This window comes from Burkholderia sp. MR1-5-21, from assembly GCF_053427715.1.
Map to the genome: position 1 here is coordinate 1 of NZ_JBSAXD010000021.1, position 18,873 is coordinate 18,873.

The following is an 18,873-nucleotide window of genomic DNA, read 5'->3' on the forward strand; positions in this document are numbered from 1 at the left end:
AGCGTTTCCCGGTCTATCGCTGATCGCTCATGCGTTGCCCGTTCTGCCGGCATGACGACACGCAAGTGGTGGATTCGCGCGTGTCCGAAGACGGCGCCGCGATTCGCCGGCGCCGCCGCTGCTCGGCCTGCGACAAGCGTTTCACGACGTACGAGCGGGTCGAGCTGGCGTTGCCGGCCGTCGTGAAGAAGGACGGCAGCCGCACGGAGTTCGACCGTCGCAAGATCGTCGCCAGCATGCAACTCGCGCTGCGCAAGCGGCCGGTTGCGGCTGACGCGATCGACGCGGCGGTCGCCCGCATCGAATATCAGCTGCTCGCGACTGGCGAGCGCGAAGTGCGTAGCGAGAAGCTCGGCGAACTCGTGATGAACGAGTTGCGCGGTCTCGATACGATTGCCTATGTCCGTTTCGCGTCGGTGTATCGCCGGTTCGAGGACGTTTCCGAATTTGCCGACGTAATCGAAGAATTCCGTCGCGCCTCTCCCGCCAAGGCCCCGCGTAAGCGCTGACGCGCTGCGCTGATTCATCCCTATCCCTCCGGTTGTTCATCTCGCGTCGATTGTGGTCGGCGCGATGGCGTCGCGCCAGCTGGCCGTTCGGCATATGGTGCGCGTGCGCACACGCCGCTACAGTCGTCGCATCACGTTGGCGGAGGGTGGCGATGCGGCGTAATGAAACACGGTGGAAACCGCTCGGGCATGCATGCGGGTTCACGCTCGTCGAACTGATGGTCGTGGTCGCGCTGATGGCCGGGCTTGGTTTGCTTGCGGCGCCTTCGTTCGATCAATGGCGGATGCGCGAGCGCGTCGACGCCCGTTCGCGCGCGTTGCTCGGCGCGTTGTCGTTTGCGCGGAGCGAGGCCGTACGCCTTGGCGTGCGTGTCACGCTGTGCAGGGCGGGGAGCGACGGCGCATGTCTGAACGCCGGCGAGCGCTGCGACGAGGCCGAATGGTCGTGCGGATGGATCGTGAGCGGACACTTCGACGAACAGACGCGCGTACTGAGGCGCTACCCGCGCGACGCGAACGTCGCCGTTGCCGGCGTCGCGCACGATCTGGGGTTCGCACCGCCGGCCGGGCAGGCGATCGGCGGCATCCGGCGCTTCGAATTGCGTCCCCGGCGCGACGCGCCCGTCGCGGACGACGCACATGCGTCGCGGTGCGTGCGCATCGCGGCGGGCGGCCGCGCGCGCGTGGCGACCGGCCGTTGCGAGGCCGTGTCGTGAGCGCGCGACGCATGGTGTACGGCACGTCGCTGATCGAGGCAATGATCGCCGTCGCACTGCTTGCCTTCATGATGCTGACCGTCGCCGGCAGCCAGCTCGCGATGGCGCGCGCGCAACGCACGACGATCTGGCGAGAACGCGCGCTATGGCTCGCCGATGCACGCATCGAGCGCATGCGCATGGTGCCGGACGCGGATGCAAGCCTGGCGGCACTCGCTGCGGCGATGTTGCCGGATGGCGCGATGGCGATCGAGGGGGGCGTGGGCGGCGTGAGGCGTATGACGCTCGGATGGCGCGACGGCGACGCAAAGGCTCCCGCGCGATGTGGTGCAGAGGAACGATCGATGCGTCCGCCGTCATGCGTGCAGATCCCGTTCAGCGAGGTGACGGCCAATGACCGGTGAGCGTCATGCTCGCGCCCACACGCTGCTCGAAGTGCTGGTCGCGATGTCCGTCGGTCTGCTCGTGCTCGCGGCCGTCGGCGCGCTGTACCACGCCCAGCGCGTCGCACAGCGCCGCGCCGACGACGGATTCCGCATGCGGGACGCTGCAGGTACCGCGCTGGTGTTGATCGGTCAGCAGATTCAGATGGCGGGATTTCGATCGCTCGACAGCATGACGCCGTCGCCGTGGCCGCCGGTGTTCGGCTGTGCATCGGCGCGCGTGCGAGGCGACGACGCGCATGCGCACTGCGAGCCCGGTCACGCGTCGACCGATGCGCTGCTGATCCGCTATGTCGGCGATACGGTATCGACATGGCCGACCGCGAACGGGCAGGTGTCGGATTGCCTCGGGCAAGGCGTCGGCGTGCCGGGTGAGCGTCCGCTGGTGTCGAACCGCTTCGATGCACACGTCAGCCCGTCGACGGGCGAGCCCGAACTGTATTGCGAAGGGAGTGGTCGCATCGGTACTGCGCAACCGGTCGTCGCGGGCATCGATCAGCTGCGTTTTCGCTATCTGCGACGCGGCGACACGCGATTCGTTGACGCCGGGGCAATGCGTGCCGATGACTGGCACGACGTGACGGCCGTGCACGTCTGTGTTCGGGCGCGGGGCGACCCGATGCGCGAGCGTGCCCGCCACGTCGATTGCGATGGCAACCATGCGGTGGCGCAGGACGGTCGCGCGCGCCTGACCTTGCATCGCATCGTTGCGCTGAGGAACGCAGCAGCCGGTCCCGGCGACCGTCCGCGCGACGGGCTGCGGGCATTGGGAGCGTCGCGTTGATTCGGACCGGACACGCGACGCGTCGGCGAATGCCCGGCATGCGGCAGCGGCGTGACGCGGGCATCGCGTTGCCGGCCGTTATCGCGGTCGGCGCGGCCATGGCCGCACTGACGGGCACGTGGTTCGAATCTGCGTTGACGGAGGCGCGTCGCACGCGTGCGCTGTCCGAGCGCCTGATTGCATTTCATGCCGCCGACGCAGCGCTCGTTGAATGCGTCGCGCGTTTGCGACAGGACGTGGCGCCTTTTTTGCGCGCAGGCGATTCGCGCACGGAACCCGACGCATGGCGGCGCACGCCCGCGCTGACGATGCCCGAAGCGCTCGCACCGTTCGCCGTGTGGCCGATGGCCGCGCGGCCGCCGCGCTGCCTGATCGAGGCGTGGCGCATCGCGGGGCTTGTCGAAGGCGAGCGCGCTTACCTCGTGACTGCGCGTGGCGTCGGCGCGCAGGCATCGAGCGCCGTGTGGTTGCAGATGCAGGTCGCGATTCGAGACGGACGAATCGTCGCGCAGCGCTGGCGCCGCGTCGCGGCGGTGGATCGATGAGCGGGAGGACCGGAGTGCGTCGCTCGGCCGCATTCACGTTGCTTGAGCTGATGATCGCGCTGGCGATCGTCGCGGTGCTCGCGGGCTTTGCGGTGCCGCCATACCGTCAGCACGTCGCGCACGCGCATCGCGCATCGGCCGTAACCGCGCTTTACCGTGCAGCGCAGTATCTTGAGACACTCGACGGCGTACCGCCGCCGACACTGCCGGACGCGCTTGCGCAAGCGCCGGCGGAGGGGCGGGCAGTCTATCGATTGACGATCCGGCGTCCGGACGACGGTGCGTCGGTCGCGTATGAGCTGGAAGCGACTCCGCTCGACGGCGGGGCGATGCATGACGATGCGTGCGGCGCGTTCACATTGCGCTCGGATGGAACGAAAGGCAACGTCGGGCAGGGCGGTGCGAGCGAGCCGGATCCGGCGTGCTGGGGCGTGCGATGACAAGACGAACAAGCTGATGCAACGCACTGCGCGACGCATCGAGCCGCGCGTCAATCCTCGCTTGCCGTCGCGCGTTCGCGCTCCTCGCGGGACTGCTTCATGAACCGGTAGATTTCCCACGCGGCGAAACCGAGCGATCCCCACTTCAGCGCCGGCCCGGCGCCGGCGCGCAACAGCGAGCGGACTGGCTTCGCGAGCACGATCGACACGAGCGAGCTCAGCATCGGATACTGGTTGACGAGATTGCCGAGGCTCGTGTTGAGGTTCTTCGCGGACTGGCCGAACGCACCGCCGGTGAGCCCGGGGACGAGCACCTTGAGCCAGCGGAAGCGGGTGACGGCCTGGCGCATTTCCGCGCCGGCTTCCGCGAGCTCCAGCCGCTCGACTTCGGAGCGCAGGATCAGCAGTTCCTTGCGGATTGCACGGTTCTGCGCGGCGTTCAGACGCGATTGCGATGAAGATGGGCGGTAACGGTTGCCCGGGTTGCCCGTGGCATTCTGGCTCATGGCGCGTCGGCGAGATGGAGGAAAAGGACGAACGCGTGCGCGTTCACGATTTGCTGCGGAACAGTTCGCGGTCTTTCTCGAGTTCGGCGAGCGTGGCGTCGAACACGATCGGCGCATCGCGCAGCCCCGCGCGCGCTTTCAGCGCACACACGGCGCCGGCGACCGCATACAGCGCGGTGATCACCGTGAGCGATTGCCAGCGATACGTATCCCAGAATGCGATCGTGACGAGCACGGTCAGGCTGATGAGCGCCATCGTCGCGAGCATCATCGCTGCGAGCCCGAGGAACAGCACGCCCATCAGGCGCTCCTTCTCCTCGGCGAGCTCGATGCCCACCAGTTCGAGGCGCGTTTGCAGCAGCCCGATCGCGGAGCCGACGAGGCGGCGCAGCGGCCCGTGCCCGGATGACTGCGAGGTGGTGTCTGTCGTCATGAGTGGTGTGCTTGCGCGTGCGGAAAACGGCTGAGGCAAAGCCGACCGGCGGGCAGCCGCCAGTCAGCTTCGGCGCCCGCGAGCCGCATCATGGGCGGCCCGCAAGGCGGAACGGCGCTCGCGCGTTACTTGCGGTTGACCAGCAGGCCGATCAGCACGCCGACACCGGCCGCGATGCCGATCGACGTCCACGGATGCTCGTGCACGTAGTCGTCGGTCGCGCGCGCGGCCTTCTTGCCTTTCTCGACCACCACGACCTGGACGTCGGTTGCCTTTTCCTTGGCCTGCTTCAGGCGCGACATCGCTTTCTCGCGCAGCTCGGCCGCACGGTCACCCGTGCTGCTCGCAGCTTGCTTGAGCAGATCTTCGGCGTCCGCGAGAACGGTTTTGATATCCGACATCAGTTTCTCCTTGTTGATTTCCGACATTGCAACTCCCTTCATGCTGTCATGCTGCAGGTTCACATCGTAGCGAAACGCTTGCCGGCTGGCGAGCCGGGATGACGCATGGCGGACGCGCAACACCGCATGGTAAACGACTTGTAATGCATGAAGAGAGCCGTGAACAGGCGGAAAAGTTTCCCGGCACGGGGGGGCGCGGTCCAAAAATGACAAAAATGTATGAATATCGAACGGAATAATCGTTCGCAGGTTCATCGGCTTCCCGTAAGCTACGCCACTGTCTCCGCGGTTCGCGCGGGGATTTCACGCACCGTTCAAGGAGGGAACGACATGAGTCTGCGTCTTGGCGACATCGCGCCGGATTTCGAACAGGATTCGAGTCTCGGCCGCATCAAGTTTCACGAGTGGCTCGGCGACGGCTGGGGCGTCCTGTTTTCCCATCCGGCCGATTACACGCCGGTGTGCACGACGGAACTCGGGCTGACCTCGAAGCTGAAGGGCGAATTCGAGAAGCGCAACGTCAAGGTGATCGCGCTGTCGGTCGACAGTGTCGAATCGCATCAAGGCTGGATCAACGACATCAACGATACGCAGTCGACGATCGTCGGCTTCCCGATCATCGCGGATGCCGATCGCAAGGTCTCGCAGCTGTACGACATGATCCACCCGAACGCGAACGAGACGCTCACCGTGCGTTCGCTGTTCGTGATCGATCCGAACAAGAAGGTGCGGCTCATCATCACGTATCCGGCCAGCACCGGGCGCAACTTCGACGAAGTGCTGCGCGTGATCGACTCGCTGCAACTGACCGACAACTACAAGGTCGCGACGCCGGGCAACTGGAAGGATGGCGACGACGTGGTGATCGTGCCGTCGCTGCAGGATCCGGAAGAACTGAAGAAGCGCTTCCCGAAGGGCTTCAACGCGGTGCGTCCGTACCTGCGCCTCACGCCGCAACCGAACAAGTGAGCATCGCGCGCCGCGTGACGCGGCGTGTGTTCCCGGTTGCAGGCAGCCGCACATCGCGTCGCGATCAATCGCGGTGAATGGCGATGCGCTGGCGCACAGCGCAAACGGCCCGCCCGGCATGTCGATGCCGGGCGGGCCGTGTCGTTTGTGCCGCAAGCCGTTGCGCGCGGCAGGGCGCCGTCAGCGCCGCGCGATCAGAAGAACGCCTGGATGCCCGTCTGGGCGCGGCCGAGGATCAGCGCGTGGATGTCGTGGGTGCCTTCGTACGTGTTGACCACTTCGAGGTTCACGAGGTGGCGCGCGACGCAGAACTCGTCCGAGATGCCGTTGCCGCCGAGCATGTCGCGCGCGAGCCGCGCGATGTCGAGCGCCTTGCCGCACGAATTGCGCTTCATGATCGACGTGATCTCGACGGCCGCCGTGCCTTCGTCCTTCATCCGGCCGAGCCGCAGCACGCCTTGCAGGCCGAGCGTGATTTCGGTCTGCATGTCCGCGAGCTTCTTCTGGATCAGCTGGTTCGCGGCGAGCGGCCGGCCGAACTGCTTGCGGTCGAGCACGTACTGGCGCGCGGTATGCCAGCAGGCCTCGGCGGCGCCGAGCGCGCCCCACGCGATGCCGTAGCGTGCCGAATTCAGGCACGTGAACGGGCCGCGCAGGCCGCCGACGTTCGGCAGCCGGTTCTCCTCGGGCACGAACACCTCATCGAGCACGATCTCGCCCGTGATCGACGCGCGCAGGCCGACCTTGCCGTGAATCGCCGGCGCGGACAGCCCTTTCCAGCCTTTCTCGAGAATGAAGCCGCGGATCGTGTCCTTGCCGTCTTCCTCGAGCTTCGCCCAGACGACGAACACGTCGGCGATCGGCGAGTTCGTGATCCACATCTTCGAGCCGGACAGCGAATAGCCGCCGGGCACTTTCTTCGCGCGCGTGACCATGCTGCCCGGGTCGGAGCCGTGGTTCGGCTCGGTGAGGCCGAAGCAGCCGATCCATTCGCCGGTCGCGAGCTTCGGCAGGTACTTTTCCTTCTGCGCGTCCGAGCCGAATTCGTAAATCGGCACCATCACGAGCGACGACTGCACCGACATCATCGACCGGTAGCCCGAATCGACGCGTTCGACTTCGCGCGCGATCAGGCCGTAGCTCACGTAGTTGAGCCCCGGGCCGCCGTACTGCTCGGGAATCGTCGGGCCGAGCAGGCCGAGTTCGCCCATTTCACGGAAGATCTCGGCGTCCATGCGTTCGTGGCGGAACGCCTCGGTCACGCGCGGCGCGAGCTTGTCCTGCGAGTACGCGTGCGCGGCGTCGCGCACCATCCGCTCGTCCTCGGTGAGCTGTTGCTCGAGCAGCAGCGGATCGTCCCAATGAAAAGTTGCATCGCTCATCGTGTCATCTCCTCACTTGACTGGAGTTCCGCTATGCGGAACAATGTTTTGCAAATTGAACCCAGTGTAGCACCAGATGACACTTTCAACCATCGACGATCAACCGATCGACGAACGCAAGTTCGTCGTCGCGCTCGCACGCGGCCTCGACCTGCTGCGTGCGTTCCGTCCCGGCGAGACGATGCTCGGCAACCGCGATTTCGCTGAGCGCACGGGCCTGCCGAAGGCGACGGTCAACCGGCTCGCGTACACGCTGACCGTGCTCGGCTACCTGCGCTACGACGACATGCTCGGCAAATACGCGCTCGACGCGGGCGTGCTGTCGCTCGGCTTCGCGCTGCTGTCCGGCGCGGGCACGCTCGATCTGGCGCGGCCGCACATGCAGGCGCTCGCGCGCGAGATCGGCGCGGCGGTGTCGCTCGGCTGCCGCGACGGGCTCGACATGATCTACCTGGAGACGATCCGCAGCGAGACCGCGCTGACGCTCGGGCTCGCGCCCGGTTCGCGGCTGTCGATGCTGACGAGCTCAATGGGGCGCGCGTATCTGGCGGTGCAGCCCGACGACGCGCGGCGCGCGCTCTATGGCGAGCTGCACCGCGCGGCCGGCGCGGGCCCGGACGCCGATGCGCTCGTCGCCGCCGCGCAGCAAGCGGTGGCCGAGTTCGCGTCGGGCGGATGCTGCTATTCGTTCCGCGCGTGGCACGCGGACGTCAACGCGGCCGCCGTGCCGTTTCGCGAGCCGCGCGAAGGGCGCTGGCTGATCCTGAGCTGCAGCGGGCCGGCGTCGTCGATGGGGGAGGACGTGTTCCGGTCGCAGGTGGGGCCGCGCCTGAAGGCGCTGGCGCAGCGGCTCGGGCAGCTTGCCTGATTACGCGGTTTCGCGGGTGGCCGGCAATCTCGAGACGGATGCATCCGACAGCCGCTGGTTGCAGACACGGCGAACGGCGCTCATCATCGTTCGCCTGACGCCCGAATACGACGAGGTTCGCGATGTCACGACTGGAAACCCCGCCGGAAACCCAGCCGGAAACGCCCCTGGACACGCTGGAAGGCGGCTGCGCCTGCGGCGCGATCCGCTACCGCATCACGCAAATCCCGACTGACGCCGGCTTCTGCCACTGCCGGCTCTGCCAGAAGACGACCGGGGCCGCGGTGCTCGCATCGGCGTCGCTGCCGATCGACGCGTTCGAATATCTGCGCGGCGAGCCGGTCGTCTACGCATCGAGCGCATGGGGCGAGCGGCGTTTCTGCGGCCGCTGCGGCACGCAGCTCGAATACCGGCTGATCGATGCGCCGAAGAAGGTGGAGATCAATTACGCGACGCTCGACGATCCGTCGAGGATTCGGCCGACGTGGCACATCTGGTACGCGAACCGGTTTCCCGGCATCGAGATCGGTGACGATCTGCCGAAGCACGACGACGGCGGCGAGGGCTGACGAGGGCTGAAAACCGGCGCGCGCTTTGCCGCGACTGCCGGGTGACTTCGTGACTTCAATAGCCGGAAATTCGACGCCTGAAGCCCGAAGCCCGAAGCCCGAAGCCCGAAGCCCGAAGCCCGAAGCCCGAAGCCCGAAGCCCGAAGCCCGAAGCCCGAAGCCCGAAGCCTGACGCCTGACGCCTGACGCCTGACGCCTGACGCCCGAAGCCCGAAGCCCGAAGCCCGAAGCCCGAAGCCCGCGCTCACTTCCCTGTCAGACCGGCACCACCTTCGCGAACACCGGCCCCTGCATGAACCGCACGTCGTGCTGGCGCAGCAGCTCGCACTGCGTCTCGTCGGCGACGCCGTCGAAGATCAGCGGGATCCGCACGCGCTGCGCATATGCGACGAGCGCCTTGACCATGCCGTCGCGCAACGCGATTGCCGCATCCATCTTGATGTAGTCCGGCCGCGCCATGTCCGATTCCACCGCGAGGATCCGGCCGGGATCGGGCAGCTTGTCCGCGACCTTGAAGCCGTGATTCTGGTAGCTGCGCGTCAGGTAGCCGAGGAACGTCTTGTGCGCGACCGCGGCGGCCGGCAACTCGATCACGATCCGCTCGGTCGGCAGGCCGAAGCGCTGCAGCACCGATGAAAAGTGCTTGCCGTGATCGTATTTCACGCTCTTCAGCAGCCGCTCGTGCACGCGCAGGAACAGCAGCCCGTGGCGCTGCGCGCCGAAGAAATTGATCGAATGCAATGCGCGCGCGAGCCGGTCGACCGCGACGAGCGCCTGGTCGTCGGCGGCCGGATCGAACAAGTCGCACACGGCGCCCGTCACCAGCGTGACGGCCTGGAAGCCCAGCTCGTCGCCATAGCGCTCGATCGTGTCGGCAAACGACGTCGATTGCGGCGCGCCCGGCATCGTCACGTCGTAGATCGGTTCATACGCGCTGTTGATGGTCCGCTCGGGCAGGCGCGCATAGGCGCTGCCGCTGTCGGCGAGCGCGAGGTGATCCCGCAGATACGGCAGTTGCCCGGCGCGGGCGACCAGCTCGGGAATGGTGGGCGGAATCATCGGGGATCGGACATGGAAAAACGGCGGCCGAACGGGCCGCCTCATGACTCGATAGTAGCAGCGCACGCCGCGCTCGGCTTGGCGATTCGCTCATATCGTTATCCCGGCTTCCAGTCGATGCCTAGGGTTTACGTTGATTTCACTATTCGTAATTGGTTTTACTATTCGTAAATCCTGAGTTTGTCGTCGATCAAGAACGAGCAGCTTTCGGGCGTCGCCGTGCGATGCCCTGTCCCCGATTCAACAGGAAGCAAGGAGCGAGACGTGGCGGGTGAAAGGAAATGGGCAGCGCACGCGGGCCCGGCAGATCGGCAGGCCGCAGGCGGGCAACTGTCCGGGCAGGCGGGTGCGGTGTCGCGCCCGCGGCAGGGCTGAGCGGACGGATGGCGACCATGAGCATCGATTACCAGACCCTGAAATTTGCATACCGGCCGCGCGCGGAGCGCGGTGTGGAAAGCGACGCGGCGACCCATCCGGTGATCGTCGTCGGCGCCGGCCCGGTCGGCTTGTCCGCCGCGATCGATCTCGCGCAGCAGGGCGTGCCCGTCGTGCTGCTCGACGACGACGACACGCTGTCCACCGGCTCGCGCGCGATCTGCTTCGCGAAGCGCACGCTCGAGATCTTCGACCGACTCGGCTGCGGCGAGCGCTTCGTCGACAAGGGCGTGAGCTGGCACGTCGGCAAGGTGTTCCTGCAGGACGAGCAGCTGTACGCGTTCGACCTGCTGCCGGAAGAGGGGCATGCGCGTCCGGCGTTCATCAACCTGCAGCAGTACTACGTCGAAGGCTACCTGGCCGAGCGCGCGTTCGAGCTGCCGAACATCGACATCCGCTGGAAGCACAAGGTGACGGGCATCGAGCAGTCCGCCGATCACGCGACGGTGACGGTCGAGACGCCGGAAGGCGTCGAGACGTTGCGCGCGCAGTACGTGATCGCGGCCGACGGCTCGCGCAGCCCGATGCGTACGCTGATGGGCCTCGAGAGCCACGGCCGCACGTTCAAGGACCGCTTCCTGATCGCCGACGTGAAGATGAAGGCGGAATTCCCGACCGAGCGCTGGTTCTGGTTCGATCCGCCGTTCCACCGCAACCAGTCGGTGCTGCTGCACCGCCAGCCGGACAATGTGTGGCGCATCGACTTCCAGCTCGGCTGGGATGCGGACCCGGTCGCCGAAAAGCAGCCCGAGCGCGTGATCCCGCGCGTGCGCGCGCTGCTCGGCCCGGACGTCGAGTTCGAGCTCGAATGGGTGAGCGTCTACACGTTCCGCTGCCAACGGATGGATACGTTCCGTCACGGCCGCGTGCTGTTCGCGGGCGACTCCGCGCACGGCGTGTCGCCGTTCGGCGCGCGTGGCGCGAACAGCGGCGTGCAGGATGCCGACAACCTCGCGTGGAAGCTGAAGCTCGTGCTCGACGGCAACGCACCCGATCGCCTGCTCGATACGTATGCGAGCGAACGCGAGTTCGCGGCCGACGAGAACATCCGCAATTCGACGCGCTCGACCGACTTCATCACGCCGAAGAGCCCCGTGTCGCGCGTGTTCCGCGATGCGACGCTGAAGCTCGCGCGCGACTGCGAATTCGCCCGCAAGCTCGTCAACAGCGGGCGGCTGTCGGTACCGGCCGTGCTCGCCGATTCGCCGCTCAACACGCGGGACCGCAAGGGCGACACGTTCGCGTGCGCGATGCGCGCGGGCGCGGCGGCGGCCGATGCGCCGATCCGCACCCCCGGCACGCACGGCGCGGCCGGCTGGCTGCTGCAGCACCTGCGCGGCGGCTTCGCCGGCGTGCTGTTCGGCCTGCCCGGCGATGCGGCCGCGCTCGCGCAGGCGGTGGCCGGCCTCGCGCTGCCGGTGAAGCCGGTGCTCGTCGTGCCGAAGGGGCATTCGGGGCACGCGCAGGCGGTGCCCGGCATCGACGTCGTGGAGGACGTCGACGGCCTCGCCGCGCAACGCTACGACGCGAAACCCGGCACGTTCTATCTGCTGCGTCCCGACCAGCACGTGTGCGCGCGGATGCGTGCGCTCGATCGGCAGGCGGTCGGCGACGCGCTGGCGCGCGCGATCTGCGCGGCCTGAATGCCAACCCGACATCGGAGACACCCGTCATGCACCACCTCGACACCCGCTTGCGCCTGTCCGATCCGGACGCGTTCTACGAGGCGCTGATCGACATGCATCGCGACCTGACCGACAGCGACAGCCAGCTCGTCAACGCGAAGCTGATCCTGCTGCTCGCGAACCAGATCGGCGATCTCGGTTTGCTGCGCGAAGCGATGGCGCTCGCGCGCCAGGGCGTGACGCCGCCCGCGCATCCGGCCGCGGAGGCTGCGCAATGAGCGCCGCGCCGGGCGCGGCACGCACGCTCGAAGTCGAGCGCGTGATCGACGAGACCCATCGCCCCGCGTTTCACTGGATGCTGCTCGCGCTGTGCGGGCTCTGTCTCGTGATCGACGGCTTCGATGCGCAGGCGATGGGCTACGTCGCGCCGAGCGTGATCGCCGAGTGGGGCGTGCCGAAGCAGGCGCTCGGCCCGGTGTTCAGCGCGAGCCTGTTCGGAATGCTGCTCGGCGCGCTCGGCCTGTCGGTGCTCGCCGACCGGATCGGGCGCCGGCCGGTGCTGATCGGCGCGACGCTGTTCTTCGCGCTGACGATGCTCGCGACGCCGTTCGCGGGCTCGATCCCGGTGCTGATGGCGCTGCGCTTCGTCACGGGCCTCGGCCTCGGCTGCATCATGCCGAACGCGATGGCGCTCGTCGGCGAGTTCAGCCCGAGCGCGCATCGCGTGAAGCGGATGATGATCGTGTCGTGCGGCTTCACGCTTGGCGCGGCGCTCGGCGGCTTCGTCAGCGCCGCGCTGATCCCGGCACTCGGCTGGCGCGCGGTGTTCTTCGTCGGCGGCGCGGTGCCGTTCGTGCTCGCGTTCGCGATGGCCGCACGCCTGCCCGAATCGCTGCAGTTCCTCGTGCTGAAAGGGCGTGACGCGCAGGCGCGCGACTGGCTCGCGCGCTTCGCGCCCGAAGCCGGCATCGATGCCGGCACGCGCATCGTCGTGCGCGAAAAGGCCACGAGCGGCGCGCCCGTCGCCGAGCTGTTCCGCGACGGCCGGCTGCCGGTCACGCTGCTGCTGTGGTCGATCAGCTTCATGAACCTGATCGACCTGTATTTCCTGTCGAACTGGCTGCCGACCGTGATGCGCGACGCGGGCTATTCGCCGGGCACCGCGGTGATCGTCGGCACCGTGCTGCAGACGGGCGGCGTGATCGGCACGCTGTCGCTCGGCTGGTTCATCGAGCGCTACGGCTTCGTGCGCGTGCTGTTCGCGTGCTTCGCGTGCGCGGCGGTGTCGGTCGGGCTGATCGGCTCGGTCGCGCATGCGCTGCCGTGGCTCTTGATCGTCGTGTTCGCGGGCGGCTTCTGCGTGGTCGGCGGGCAGCCGGCCGTCAACGCGCTCGCGGGCCAGTACTACCCGACGTCGCTGCGCTCGACGGGCATCGGCTGGAGTCTCGGCATCGGCCGGATCGGCTCCGTGCTCGGGCCGCTCGTCGGCGGACAACTGATTGCGCTCAACTGGTCGAACGGTGCGCTGTTTCACGCGGCGGCACTGCCGGTGCTGTGTTCGGCGCTGTTCGTGCTTGGTCTTGCAAATGTGACGCGGCGGCGCGGTGCTGAAGCGCCGCGCGCCGTCTGAACGATTGATGGAGAAAGGAAACGATGACGCTTGACCTGTCGAAACCGGCGAGTGCCGGCTACCTGAGCGGATTCGCGAACGAATTCGCGACCGAGGCATTGCCCGGTGCATTGCCGCACGGCCGCAACTCGCCGCAGCGCGCGCCGTACGGGCTTTACGCGGAGCAGCTGTCCGGCACCGCGTTTACCGCGCCGCGCAGCCATAACCGCCGGTCGTGGCTGTACCGGATCCGCCCGGCGGCCGTGCACCGGCCGTTCGAGCCGTTCGGCGGCCCGCAGCGGCTCGTGTCGGAGTTCGGCGATTCGCCCGACGTGCCGCCGACGCCGCCGAACCAGCTGCGCTGGGATCCGCTGCCGATGCCGGCCGAGCCGACCGATTTCGTCGAAGGCTGGGTGACGATGGCCGGCAACGGCTCGGCTGCCGCGATGAACGGCTGCGCGATCCACCTGTACGCGGCGAACCGTTCGATGCAGGACCGCTTCTTCTACAGCGCCGATGGCGAGCTGCTGATCGTCCCGCAGCAGGGGCGCCTGCATATCGCGACGGAACTCGGCCGGCTCGACGTCGAGCCGTTCGAGATCGCGGTGATCCCGCGCGGCGTGCGCTTCACGGTCGCGCTGCCGGACGGTCACGCGCGCGGCTACATCTGCGAGAACTTCGGCGCGCTGCTGCGGCTGCCGGACCTCGGCCCGATCGGCTCGAACGGCCTCGCGAACCCGCGCGATTTCCTGACGCCGCAGGCCGCCTACGAGGACCGCGAAGGCGCGTTCGAACTGGTCGCGAAGCTGAACGGTCGCCTGTGGCGCGCGGATATCGGCCATTCGCCGCTCGATGTCGTCGCGTGGCACGGCAACTACGCGCCGTACAAGTACGACCTGCGCCTGTTCAACACGATCGGCTCGATCAGCTACGACCATCCCGATCCGTCGATCTTCCTCGTGCTGCATTCGACGAGCGACACGCCGGGCGTCGACGCGATCGACTTCGTGATCTTCCCGCCGCGCTGGCTCGCGGCCGAGGATACGTTCCGCCCGCCCTGGTTCCACCGCAACGTCGCGAGCGAATTCATGGGCCTCGTGCATGGCGCGTACGACGCGAAGGCCGAGGGCTTCGTGCCGGGCGGCGGGAGCCTGCACAACTGCATGTCGGGCCACGGCCCGGACGCGGACACGTTCGAGAAGGCGTCCGCGAGCGATACGACGAAGCCGCACAAGGTCGACGACACGATGGCATTCATGTTCGAGACCCGCACGCTGATCCGGCCGACGCGCTTCGCGCTCGACACCGCGCAGCTGCAGGCGAATTACTTCGAATGCTGGCAAGGCATCCAGAAACACTTCAATCCGGAGCAAAAATGAGCGACACCCCTGAACTGCGCGCGACGCTCGACCCGGCCCGCAAGAGCTGGGTCGACGCGGCGAACGAACCCGCGTGCGACTTCCCGATCCAGAACCTGCCGTTCGGCATCTTCAGCGATGCGAAGCAGGCGGCGCGGCGCGCAGGCGTCGCGCTCGGCGACCAGATCGTCGATCTCGCGGCGCTGTCGCGCGCGGGCCTCGTGACGCTGCCGGCCGGCGCCGCCGACGTGTTCGCGCAACCGACGCTGAACGCGTTCATCGCGCTCGGCCGCGATGCATGGCGCAGCGTGCGCGTGCAATTGAGCGAGCTGTTCGCGCGCGACACCGCGCGGCTGCGCGACGATGCAGTGCTGCGCGCGCAAGTGCTCGTGCCGCAGCGCGACGCGGCGCTGCATCTGCCGGTCGACATCCCCGGCTATACCGATTTCTATTCGTCGAAGGAGCATGCGACCAACGTCGGCTCGATGTTCCGCGATCCGAAGAATGCGCTGCTGCCGAACTGGTCGGAGATGCCGATCGGCTACAACGGTCGCGCGTCGTCGGTGGTCGTGAGCGGCACGCCGGTGCGGCGCCCGAACGGCCAGCTGAAGCTGCCCGACCAGGCGCGCCCGGTGTTCGGCGCGTGCCGCAAGCTCGACATCGAACTGGAGACGGGCTTCATCGTCGGCCGGGGCAACGCGCTCGGCGAGCCGATCGCGTGCGAGGACGCGGAAGCGCACATCTTCGGGATGGTGCTGCTGAACGACTGGAGCGCGCGCGACATCCAGCAGTGGGAATACGTGCCGCTCGGGCCGTTCAACGCGAAGACGTTCGCGACGACGATCTCGCCGTGGATCGTCACGCTCGACGCGCTCGAGCCGTTCCGTACCGCGCAGCCGGAGCAGGTGCCGCAGCCGCTCGCGTATCTGCAGCATGCGGGCAAGCATGCGTTCGACATCGCGCTCGAAGTGACGCTGCGCGCGGAAGGCGCATCCGAAGCGACATCGATCTGCCGCACCAACTTCAAGCACATGTACTGGACGATGGCGCAGCAGCTCGCGCATCACACGGTCGCGGGCTGCAATACGCGGGTCGGCGACCTGATGGGATCGGGCACGATCAGCGGGCCGACGAAGGATTCGTTCGGCAGCCTGCTCGAGCTGACGTGGAACGGCAAGGAGCCGATCGCGCTGTCGGGCGGCGGCAGCCGTGCGTTCATCGAGGACGGCGATGAACTGACGCTCAGCGGCTGGTGCCAGGGCGATGGTTATCGGGTCGGCTTCGGCGCGTGCGTCGGGAAGATCCTGCCGGCGTTGAAGGCGTAACACGTCGATACCCCGCAGATACGCGGCGGCCTGCCTCGCGAATGATTTTTTAATTCAGGGGGGGCGTACCTTGTCGGTCGCATTGTGGCGTCGTGCGTCGCTTGTTTGGCTCGGCAAAACGGCGCGCCTTGCTCGTTGCGCGCGCCCGAAGAAAGTCCCCTTGGGGCCAGCCGGCAAGGTAGTTCGCAAGCCCGCTATTGGCGTGAACGGGCGCTAGACCGCGCGCTGCAACGCGGCGCGGCGCTCCCACAGCGCGGCGGCGACGAACGCCGCGACGCAGACGATCAGCACGCCGACGAGCGCGTTGCTGCCCAATTGCTCCATCAACGCGCCCGCGACGAGCGGGCCGCCGAAGCTCGCGGCGCTCCATGACGCCGACACGAGCGAGCTCGCGGTGACGAGCGCGGCGCCGCGGAAGCGCTCGCCGCATGCGACGAGCGACAGCGTGTAGATGCTGCCCGCGGCCGCGCCGAGCACGAACAGCAGCGGCCACGACAGCCACGGATTCGTGACGGCGAACGGCAGCAGCGGCAGGCCCGCGAGCACGACCCAGCCGGCGCCGAGGTGCACGCGCTCGCGGCCGAGCTTGTCCGCGAGCCAGCCGATCGGGAACTGCATCGCGGTGTCGCCGAACAGCATGATCGACGCGAGCAGCACCGCGGTCCCGCTTGCGACGCCGTGATCCATCGCGTAGAGCGGCAGCAGCGACAGCGCGAGCGTATCGAACAGCGCGAAGAAGCCGGTGCCGATGATCAGCGCCGGCATGCGCGGCAGCACGCTGCGCCAGTGGTCGTGGTCCGCGTGATGCGTGTCGCCGTCGCCGAGCGGCGCGCGGCGGATCGACGCGAGCGACGGCAGCGCGAGCAGGAACAGCGCGCCGCACAGCGCGAAGCGAATGCCGGTGAAGCCCGCGATCTGGCTGACGAGTACCGGGCCCGCCATCTGGAACAGCGTGAAGTTGGTCGCGTAGAGTGCGACCACGCGGCCGCGCGTCGCGTCGTCGGCGAGCTGGTTGACCCACGCCTCGCCGATCGTGAACAGCAGCATCAGCGCCGCGCCGCACAGCACGCGCAGCACGCCCCACACGACGAGGTTCGACGTGAATTGCATCACGGCGGTCGCCGCGGCGAGCAGCAGCACCGACGCGACGATCGCGCGGCGCGCGCCGATGCGGCGCGCGAGCACGGTGACGAACGGCACGATCGCGAGGCCGCCGCCGGCCTGCGCGGCCGTCAGCATGCCGACGACGTTGGTGCCGTGTCCGGCTTCGGTCAGTGCGAGTGCGGTGAGGGGGAGGGTAGCGCCGGTGCCCAGGCCGACGACCGCAACGCTCATGATGAGCGCGAGGAAATCCCGATTAATAATGGCTTTCATCGGGCGGGATGCTACACCGGCGAGCTGCATCGGTCCATGAAGGCCATCAGGTGCGCGTGGTGTTCGCGCGCACCGGTGGCGCGCCGCGCGGCCGGGTCTGCAAGCGCATCGCCTTCGTGATCGCGCAGACGTGCATTGACGGCCGCATCGCGGCGCCGATCGCCGTTACACGTATTCGGTCGGCGCGGCGACCGGGCGGCGTTCGAGCGACGCCGACCACAGCGTGAGCGCGAGCGCCGCGACAGCCATCGCGACGCCGACCCACGGCAGGTTCACGAGCGGGATGCCGGCACCGATGGCCATCCCGCCGAGCCATGCGCCCGTCGCGTTGCCGAGATTGAACGCGCCCTGGTTCAGCGTCGAGGCGAGGTTCGGCGCGTCGCTCGCGCGATCGACGATCAGGATCTGCAGCGGCGGCACGATCGCGAACGCGAGCATCCCCCACACGAAGATCGTCGCGAGCGCCGCGAACGGCACGTGCATCGTGCCCGCGAACAATGCGAGCACGACGCCGATCAGCGCGAGCGACACGATCAGCGACGGCATCCGGCGCCAGTCGGCGAGCTTGCCGCCGAGCGTGCCGCCGACCGTGAGCCCGAGGCCGAACAGCAGCAGCACGTAGGTGACCTGGCGCGGCGAGAAGCCCGTGACGTCCTCGAGGATCGGCGTGATGTACGTGAACACGCTGAACAGGCTCGCGGACGCGAGCACGCTGATGCCGAGCACCATCAGCACCTGCGGGTGCTTCAGCACGCCGAATTCGCGCGTGATGCTCGTATCCGGCATCTCGAGGTTCTTTGGCAGGCAGACCGCGAGCGCGGCGGCCGCGGCGATGCCGATGCCCGTCACCGCCCAGAACGTCGCGCGCCAGCCGTACGCCTGACCGAGCGCGGTGCCGAGCGGCACGCCGAGCACGTTCGCGAGCGTGAGCCCCGTGAACATCAGCGCGATCGCCTGCGCGCGGCGGTTCGGCGCGACGAGGTTGCTCGCGACCACCGAGCCGATTCCGAAGAATGCGCCGTGGCAGAACGCGGTGACGATGCGCGCGGCCATCAGCACTTCATAGCCGGGCGCGATTGCGCAGAACAGGTTGCCCGCGATGAACAGGCCGATCAGCCCCATCAGCGCGCGCTTGCGTTGCATCTTCGCGGTGACGACCGCGAGGATCGGCGCGCCGATCGTCACGCCGAGCGCATAGCCCGACACGAGCATCCCGGCGGCCGGGATCGACACGCCGAGGTCGCGCGCGACGTTGGGCAGCAGCCCCATGATCACGAATTCGGTGGTACCGATTCCAAATGCGGCGACAGCAAGGGCAAAGAGAGGTAAAGGCATCGCGGTGGGCCCGGAAAATGCCGCCGGGCGCGGGATGCGCAACGCAGGCGGACGGAGAACGTCAGCCGCGATTCTACTTCAGTGAAAACCCTTATGTTTGGGGCCGGAATGGCTGTTGCCGGCATGCGACGGCACACGAAGCGCGTGCCCACAGTGTGGGATCGCGCGGGGCCGGTAGGGGTGTGGAT

At 67.8% G+C, this 18,873-nt stretch carries 21 protein-coding genes; 14 read left to right on the forward strand and 7 right to left on the reverse strand.

Annotated features, from left to right (window positions below; translation table 11 throughout):
• Nucleotides 1-29: 29 nt before the first annotated feature.
• The 6 genes from nrdR to ACV229_RS25645 all read left to right on the forward strand — a co-directional run bounded on the left by nrdR (nt 30) and on the right by ACV229_RS25645 (nt 3,437).
• Nucleotides 30-509 (forward strand): transcriptional regulator NrdR, encoded by a 480-nt coding sequence (gene nrdR / locus ACV229_RS25620; protein ID WP_448085905.1) that lies wholly within the window; start codon nt 30-32, stop codon nt 507-509.
• A 152-nt stretch (nt 510-661) separates the two neighbouring features.
• Nucleotides 662-1,225: a GspH/FimT family pseudopilin gene (locus tag ACV229_RS25625; protein WP_448085906.1), complete on the forward strand. Its 564-nt coding sequence runs from the start codon at nt 662-664 to the stop codon at nt 1,223-1,225.
• An 11-nt stretch (nt 1,226-1,236) separates the two neighbouring features.
• Complete coding sequence (locus ACV229_RS25630) at nt 1,237-1,629, forward strand: type IV pilus modification PilV family protein (protein WP_448086038.1); 393 nt, start codon at nt 1,237-1,239, stop codon at nt 1,627-1,629.
• Nucleotides 1,619-2,452: a PilW family protein gene (locus ACV229_RS25635; RefSeq protein WP_448085907.1), complete on the forward strand. Its 834-nt coding sequence runs from the start codon at nt 1,619-1,621 to the stop codon at nt 2,450-2,452. Before ACV229_RS25630 ends, ACV229_RS25635 begins: the two co-directional genes overlap by 11 nt.
• A 38-nt stretch (nt 2,453-2,490) precedes the next feature.
• The gene (locus ACV229_RS25640) at nt 2,491-2,997 is read left to right on the forward strand and encodes a pilus assembly PilX family protein (RefSeq protein ID WP_448085908.1); all 507 of its coding nucleotides are present in this window, start codon (nt 2,491-2,493) and stop codon (nt 2,995-2,997) included.
• Nucleotides 2,994-3,437 (forward strand): type IV pilin protein, encoded by a 444-nt coding sequence (locus tag ACV229_RS25645; protein ID WP_448085909.1) that lies wholly within the window; start codon nt 2,994-2,996, stop codon nt 3,435-3,437. The genes ACV229_RS25640 and ACV229_RS25645 overlap by 4 nt, the downstream gene beginning before the upstream one ends.
• A gap of 50 nt (nt 3,438-3,487) precedes the next feature.
• Here the strand turns inward: ACV229_RS25645 and ACV229_RS25650 are convergent, their stop codons facing one another.
• The 3 genes from ACV229_RS25650 to ACV229_RS25660 all read right to left on the reverse strand — a co-directional run bounded on the left by ACV229_RS25650 (nt 3,488) and on the right by ACV229_RS25660 (nt 4,804).
• Nucleotides 3,488-3,943: a DUF3318 domain-containing protein gene (locus tag ACV229_RS25650; protein WP_448085910.1), complete on the reverse strand. Its 456-nt coding sequence runs from the start codon at nt 3,941-3,943 to the stop codon at nt 3,488-3,490.
• A 43-nt stretch (nt 3,944-3,986) separates the two neighbouring features.
• Complete coding sequence (locus tag ACV229_RS25655) at nt 3,987-4,376, reverse strand: phage holin family protein (protein ID WP_448085911.1); 390 nt, start codon at nt 4,374-4,376, stop codon at nt 3,987-3,989.
• Between the two features lie 125 nt (nt 4,377-4,501).
• Nucleotides 4,502-4,804 carry a DUF883 family protein gene (locus tag ACV229_RS25660; RefSeq protein ID WP_010091502.1) on the reverse strand — a complete coding sequence of 101 codons (303 nt, stop codon included), beginning with the start codon at nt 4,802-4,804 and terminating at the stop codon, nt 4,502-4,504.
• A gap of 303 nt (nt 4,805-5,107) precedes the next feature.
• On the opposite strand from ACV229_RS25660, the gene ACV229_RS25665 reads away from it, so the two are divergent.
• Nucleotides 5,108-5,746 carry a peroxiredoxin gene (locus ACV229_RS25665; protein ID WP_448085912.1) on the forward strand — a complete coding sequence of 213 codons (639 nt, stop codon included), beginning with the start codon at nt 5,108-5,110 and terminating at the stop codon, nt 5,744-5,746.
• A 194-nt stretch (nt 5,747-5,940) separates the two neighbouring features.
• Here the strand turns inward: ACV229_RS25665 and ACV229_RS25670 are convergent, their stop codons facing one another.
• Nucleotides 5,941-7,128, reverse strand: coding sequence for an acyl-CoA dehydrogenase (locus tag ACV229_RS25670; protein WP_448085913.1), 1,188 nt, complete (start codon nt 7,126-7,128; stop codon nt 5,941-5,943).
• A gap of 76 nt (nt 7,129-7,204) precedes the next feature.
• Here ACV229_RS25670 and ACV229_RS25675 point away from each other — a divergent pair, with 76 nt between their 5' ends.
• Together ACV229_RS25675 and ACV229_RS25680 are read left to right on the forward strand one after the other, a co-directional pair.
• Nucleotides 7,205-7,996: an IclR family transcriptional regulator gene (locus tag ACV229_RS25675; RefSeq protein ID WP_448085914.1), complete on the forward strand. Its 792-nt coding sequence runs from the start codon at nt 7,205-7,207 to the stop codon at nt 7,994-7,996.
• A gap of 122 nt (nt 7,997-8,118) precedes the next feature.
• Nucleotides 8,119-8,565: a GFA family protein gene (locus ACV229_RS25680; protein ID WP_448085915.1), complete on the forward strand. Its 447-nt coding sequence runs from the start codon at nt 8,119-8,121 to the stop codon at nt 8,563-8,565.
• 255 nt (nt 8,566-8,820) lie between these two features.
• Here the strand turns inward: ACV229_RS25680 and ACV229_RS25685 are convergent, their stop codons facing one another.
• Nucleotides 8,821-9,624, reverse strand: coding sequence for an EAL domain-containing protein (locus ACV229_RS25685; protein ID WP_448085916.1), 804 nt, complete (start codon nt 9,622-9,624; stop codon nt 8,821-8,823).
• A gap of 392 nt (nt 9,625-10,016) precedes the next feature.
• Here ACV229_RS25685 and ACV229_RS25690 point away from each other — a divergent pair, with 392 nt between their 5' ends.
• Genes ACV229_RS25690 through fahA form a run of 5 tightly spaced genes read left to right on the forward strand, consistent with a single transcriptional unit; the run spans nt 10,017 to nt 15,976 of the window.
• Nucleotides 10,017-11,702 carry an FAD-dependent oxidoreductase gene (locus ACV229_RS25690; protein ID WP_448085917.1) on the forward strand — a complete coding sequence of 562 codons (1,686 nt, stop codon included), beginning with the start codon at nt 10,017-10,019 and terminating at the stop codon, nt 11,700-11,702.
• A 29-nt stretch (nt 11,703-11,731) separates the two neighbouring features.
• The gene (locus ACV229_RS25695; RefSeq protein WP_448085918.1) at nt 11,732-11,962 is read left to right on the forward strand and encodes a DUF2783 domain-containing protein; all 231 of its coding nucleotides are present in this window, start codon (nt 11,732-11,734) and stop codon (nt 11,960-11,962) included.
• Nucleotides 11,959-13,314, forward strand: a complete 1,356-nt coding sequence (locus tag ACV229_RS25700) for an MFS transporter (RefSeq protein WP_448085919.1) — start codon at nt 11,959-11,961, stop codon at nt 13,312-13,314. Before ACV229_RS25695 ends, ACV229_RS25700 begins: the two co-directional genes overlap by 4 nt.
• 23 nt (nt 13,315-13,337) lie before the next feature.
• Nucleotides 13,338-14,672, forward strand: a complete 1,335-nt coding sequence (gene hmgA / locus ACV229_RS25705) for a homogentisate 1,2-dioxygenase (protein WP_448085920.1) — start codon at nt 13,338-13,340, stop codon at nt 14,670-14,672.
• A complete protein-coding gene (gene fahA, locus ACV229_RS25710; protein ID WP_448085921.1) occupies nt 14,669-15,976 on the forward strand; it encodes a fumarylacetoacetase in 1,308 nt (435 codons plus the stop codon). Before hmgA ends, fahA begins: the two co-directional genes overlap by 4 nt.
• Before the next feature lie 213 nt (nt 15,977-16,189).
• Here fahA and ACV229_RS25715 read toward each other — a convergent pair whose 3' ends face one another.
• Both ACV229_RS25715 and ACV229_RS25720 read right to left on the reverse strand, forming a co-directional pair.
• Complete coding sequence (locus tag ACV229_RS25715) at nt 16,190-17,350, reverse strand: MFS transporter (RefSeq protein WP_448085922.1); 1,161 nt, start codon at nt 17,348-17,350, stop codon at nt 16,190-16,192.
• A gap of 165 nt (nt 17,351-17,515) precedes the next feature.
• On the reverse strand, nt 17,516-18,685 hold the full coding sequence (locus ACV229_RS25720) for an MFS transporter (protein WP_448085923.1): 1,170 nt from the start codon (nt 18,683-18,685) through the stop codon (nt 17,516-17,518).
• Between the last annotated feature and the right edge of the window lie 188 nt (nt 18,686-18,873).

Excerpts from the sequence above, each read along its gene's own strand:
- ACV229_RS25675 (WP_448085914.1), top strand. The coding sequence starts at position 7,205 with ATGACACTTTCAACCATCGACGATCAACCGATCGACGAACGCAAGTTC.
- ACV229_RS25690 (WP_448085917.1), top strand. The coding sequence starts at position 10,017 with ATGAGCATCGATTACCAGACCCTGAAATTTGCATACCGGCCGCGCGCG.
- ACV229_RS25640 (WP_448085908.1), top strand. The coding sequence starts at position 2,491 with ATGCGGCAGCGGCGTGACGCGGGCATCGCGTTGCCGGCCGTTATCGCG.
- ACV229_RS25670 (WP_448085913.1), bottom strand. The coding sequence starts at position 7,128 with ATGAGCGATGCAACTTTTCATTGGGACGATCCGCTGCTGCTCGAGCAA.
- ACV229_RS25720 (WP_448085923.1), bottom strand. The coding sequence starts at position 18,685 with ATGCCTTTACCTCTCTTTGCCCTTGCTGTCGCCGCATTTGGAATCGGT.
- ACV229_RS25695 (WP_448085918.1), top strand. The coding sequence starts at position 11,732 with ATGCACCACCTCGACACCCGCTTGCGCCTGTCCGATCCGGACGCGTTC.
- ACV229_RS25680 (WP_448085915.1), top strand. The coding sequence starts at position 8,119 with ATGTCACGACTGGAAACCCCGCCGGAAACCCAGCCGGAAACGCCCCTG.
- ACV229_RS25665 (WP_448085912.1), top strand. The coding sequence starts at position 5,108 with ATGAGTCTGCGTCTTGGCGACATCGCGCCGGATTTCGAACAGGATTCG.
- ACV229_RS25625 (WP_448085906.1), top strand. The coding sequence starts at position 662 with ATGCGGCGTAATGAAACACGGTGGAAACCGCTCGGGCATGCATGCGGG.
- ACV229_RS25645 (WP_448085909.1), top strand. The coding sequence starts at position 2,994 with ATGAGCGGGAGGACCGGAGTGCGTCGCTCGGCCGCATTCACGTTGCTT.
- ACV229_RS25685 (WP_448085916.1), bottom strand. The coding sequence starts at position 9,624 with ATGATTCCGCCCACCATTCCCGAGCTGGTCGCCCGCGCCGGGCAACTG.
- ACV229_RS25660 (WP_010091502.1), bottom strand. The coding sequence starts at position 4,804 with ATGTCGGAAATCAACAAGGAGAAACTGATGTCGGATATCAAAACCGTT.
- hmgA (WP_448085920.1), top strand. The coding sequence starts at position 13,338 with ATGACGCTTGACCTGTCGAAACCGGCGAGTGCCGGCTACCTGAGCGGA.
- ACV229_RS25715 (WP_448085922.1), bottom strand. The coding sequence starts at position 17,350 with ATGAAAGCCATTATTAATCGGGATTTCCTCGCGCTCATCATGAGCGTT.
- ACV229_RS25655 (WP_448085911.1), bottom strand. The coding sequence starts at position 4,376 with ATGACGACAGACACCACCTCGCAGTCATCCGGGCACGGGCCGCTGCGC.
- ACV229_RS25700 (WP_448085919.1), top strand. The coding sequence starts at position 11,959 with ATGAGCGCCGCGCCGGGCGCGGCACGCACGCTCGAAGTCGAGCGCGTG.
- ACV229_RS25630 (WP_448086038.1), top strand. The coding sequence starts at position 1,237 with ATGGTGTACGGCACGTCGCTGATCGAGGCAATGATCGCCGTCGCACTG.
- ACV229_RS25650 (WP_448085910.1), bottom strand. The coding sequence starts at position 3,943 with ATGAGCCAGAATGCCACGGGCAACCCGGGCAACCGTTACCGCCCATCT.
- nrdR (WP_448085905.1), top strand. The coding sequence starts at position 30 with ATGCGTTGCCCGTTCTGCCGGCATGACGACACGCAAGTGGTGGATTCG.
- ACV229_RS25635 (WP_448085907.1), top strand. The coding sequence starts at position 1,619 with ATGACCGGTGAGCGTCATGCTCGCGCCCACACGCTGCTCGAAGTGCTG.
- fahA (WP_448085921.1), top strand. The coding sequence starts at position 14,669 with ATGAGCGACACCCCTGAACTGCGCGCGACGCTCGACCCGGCCCGCAAG.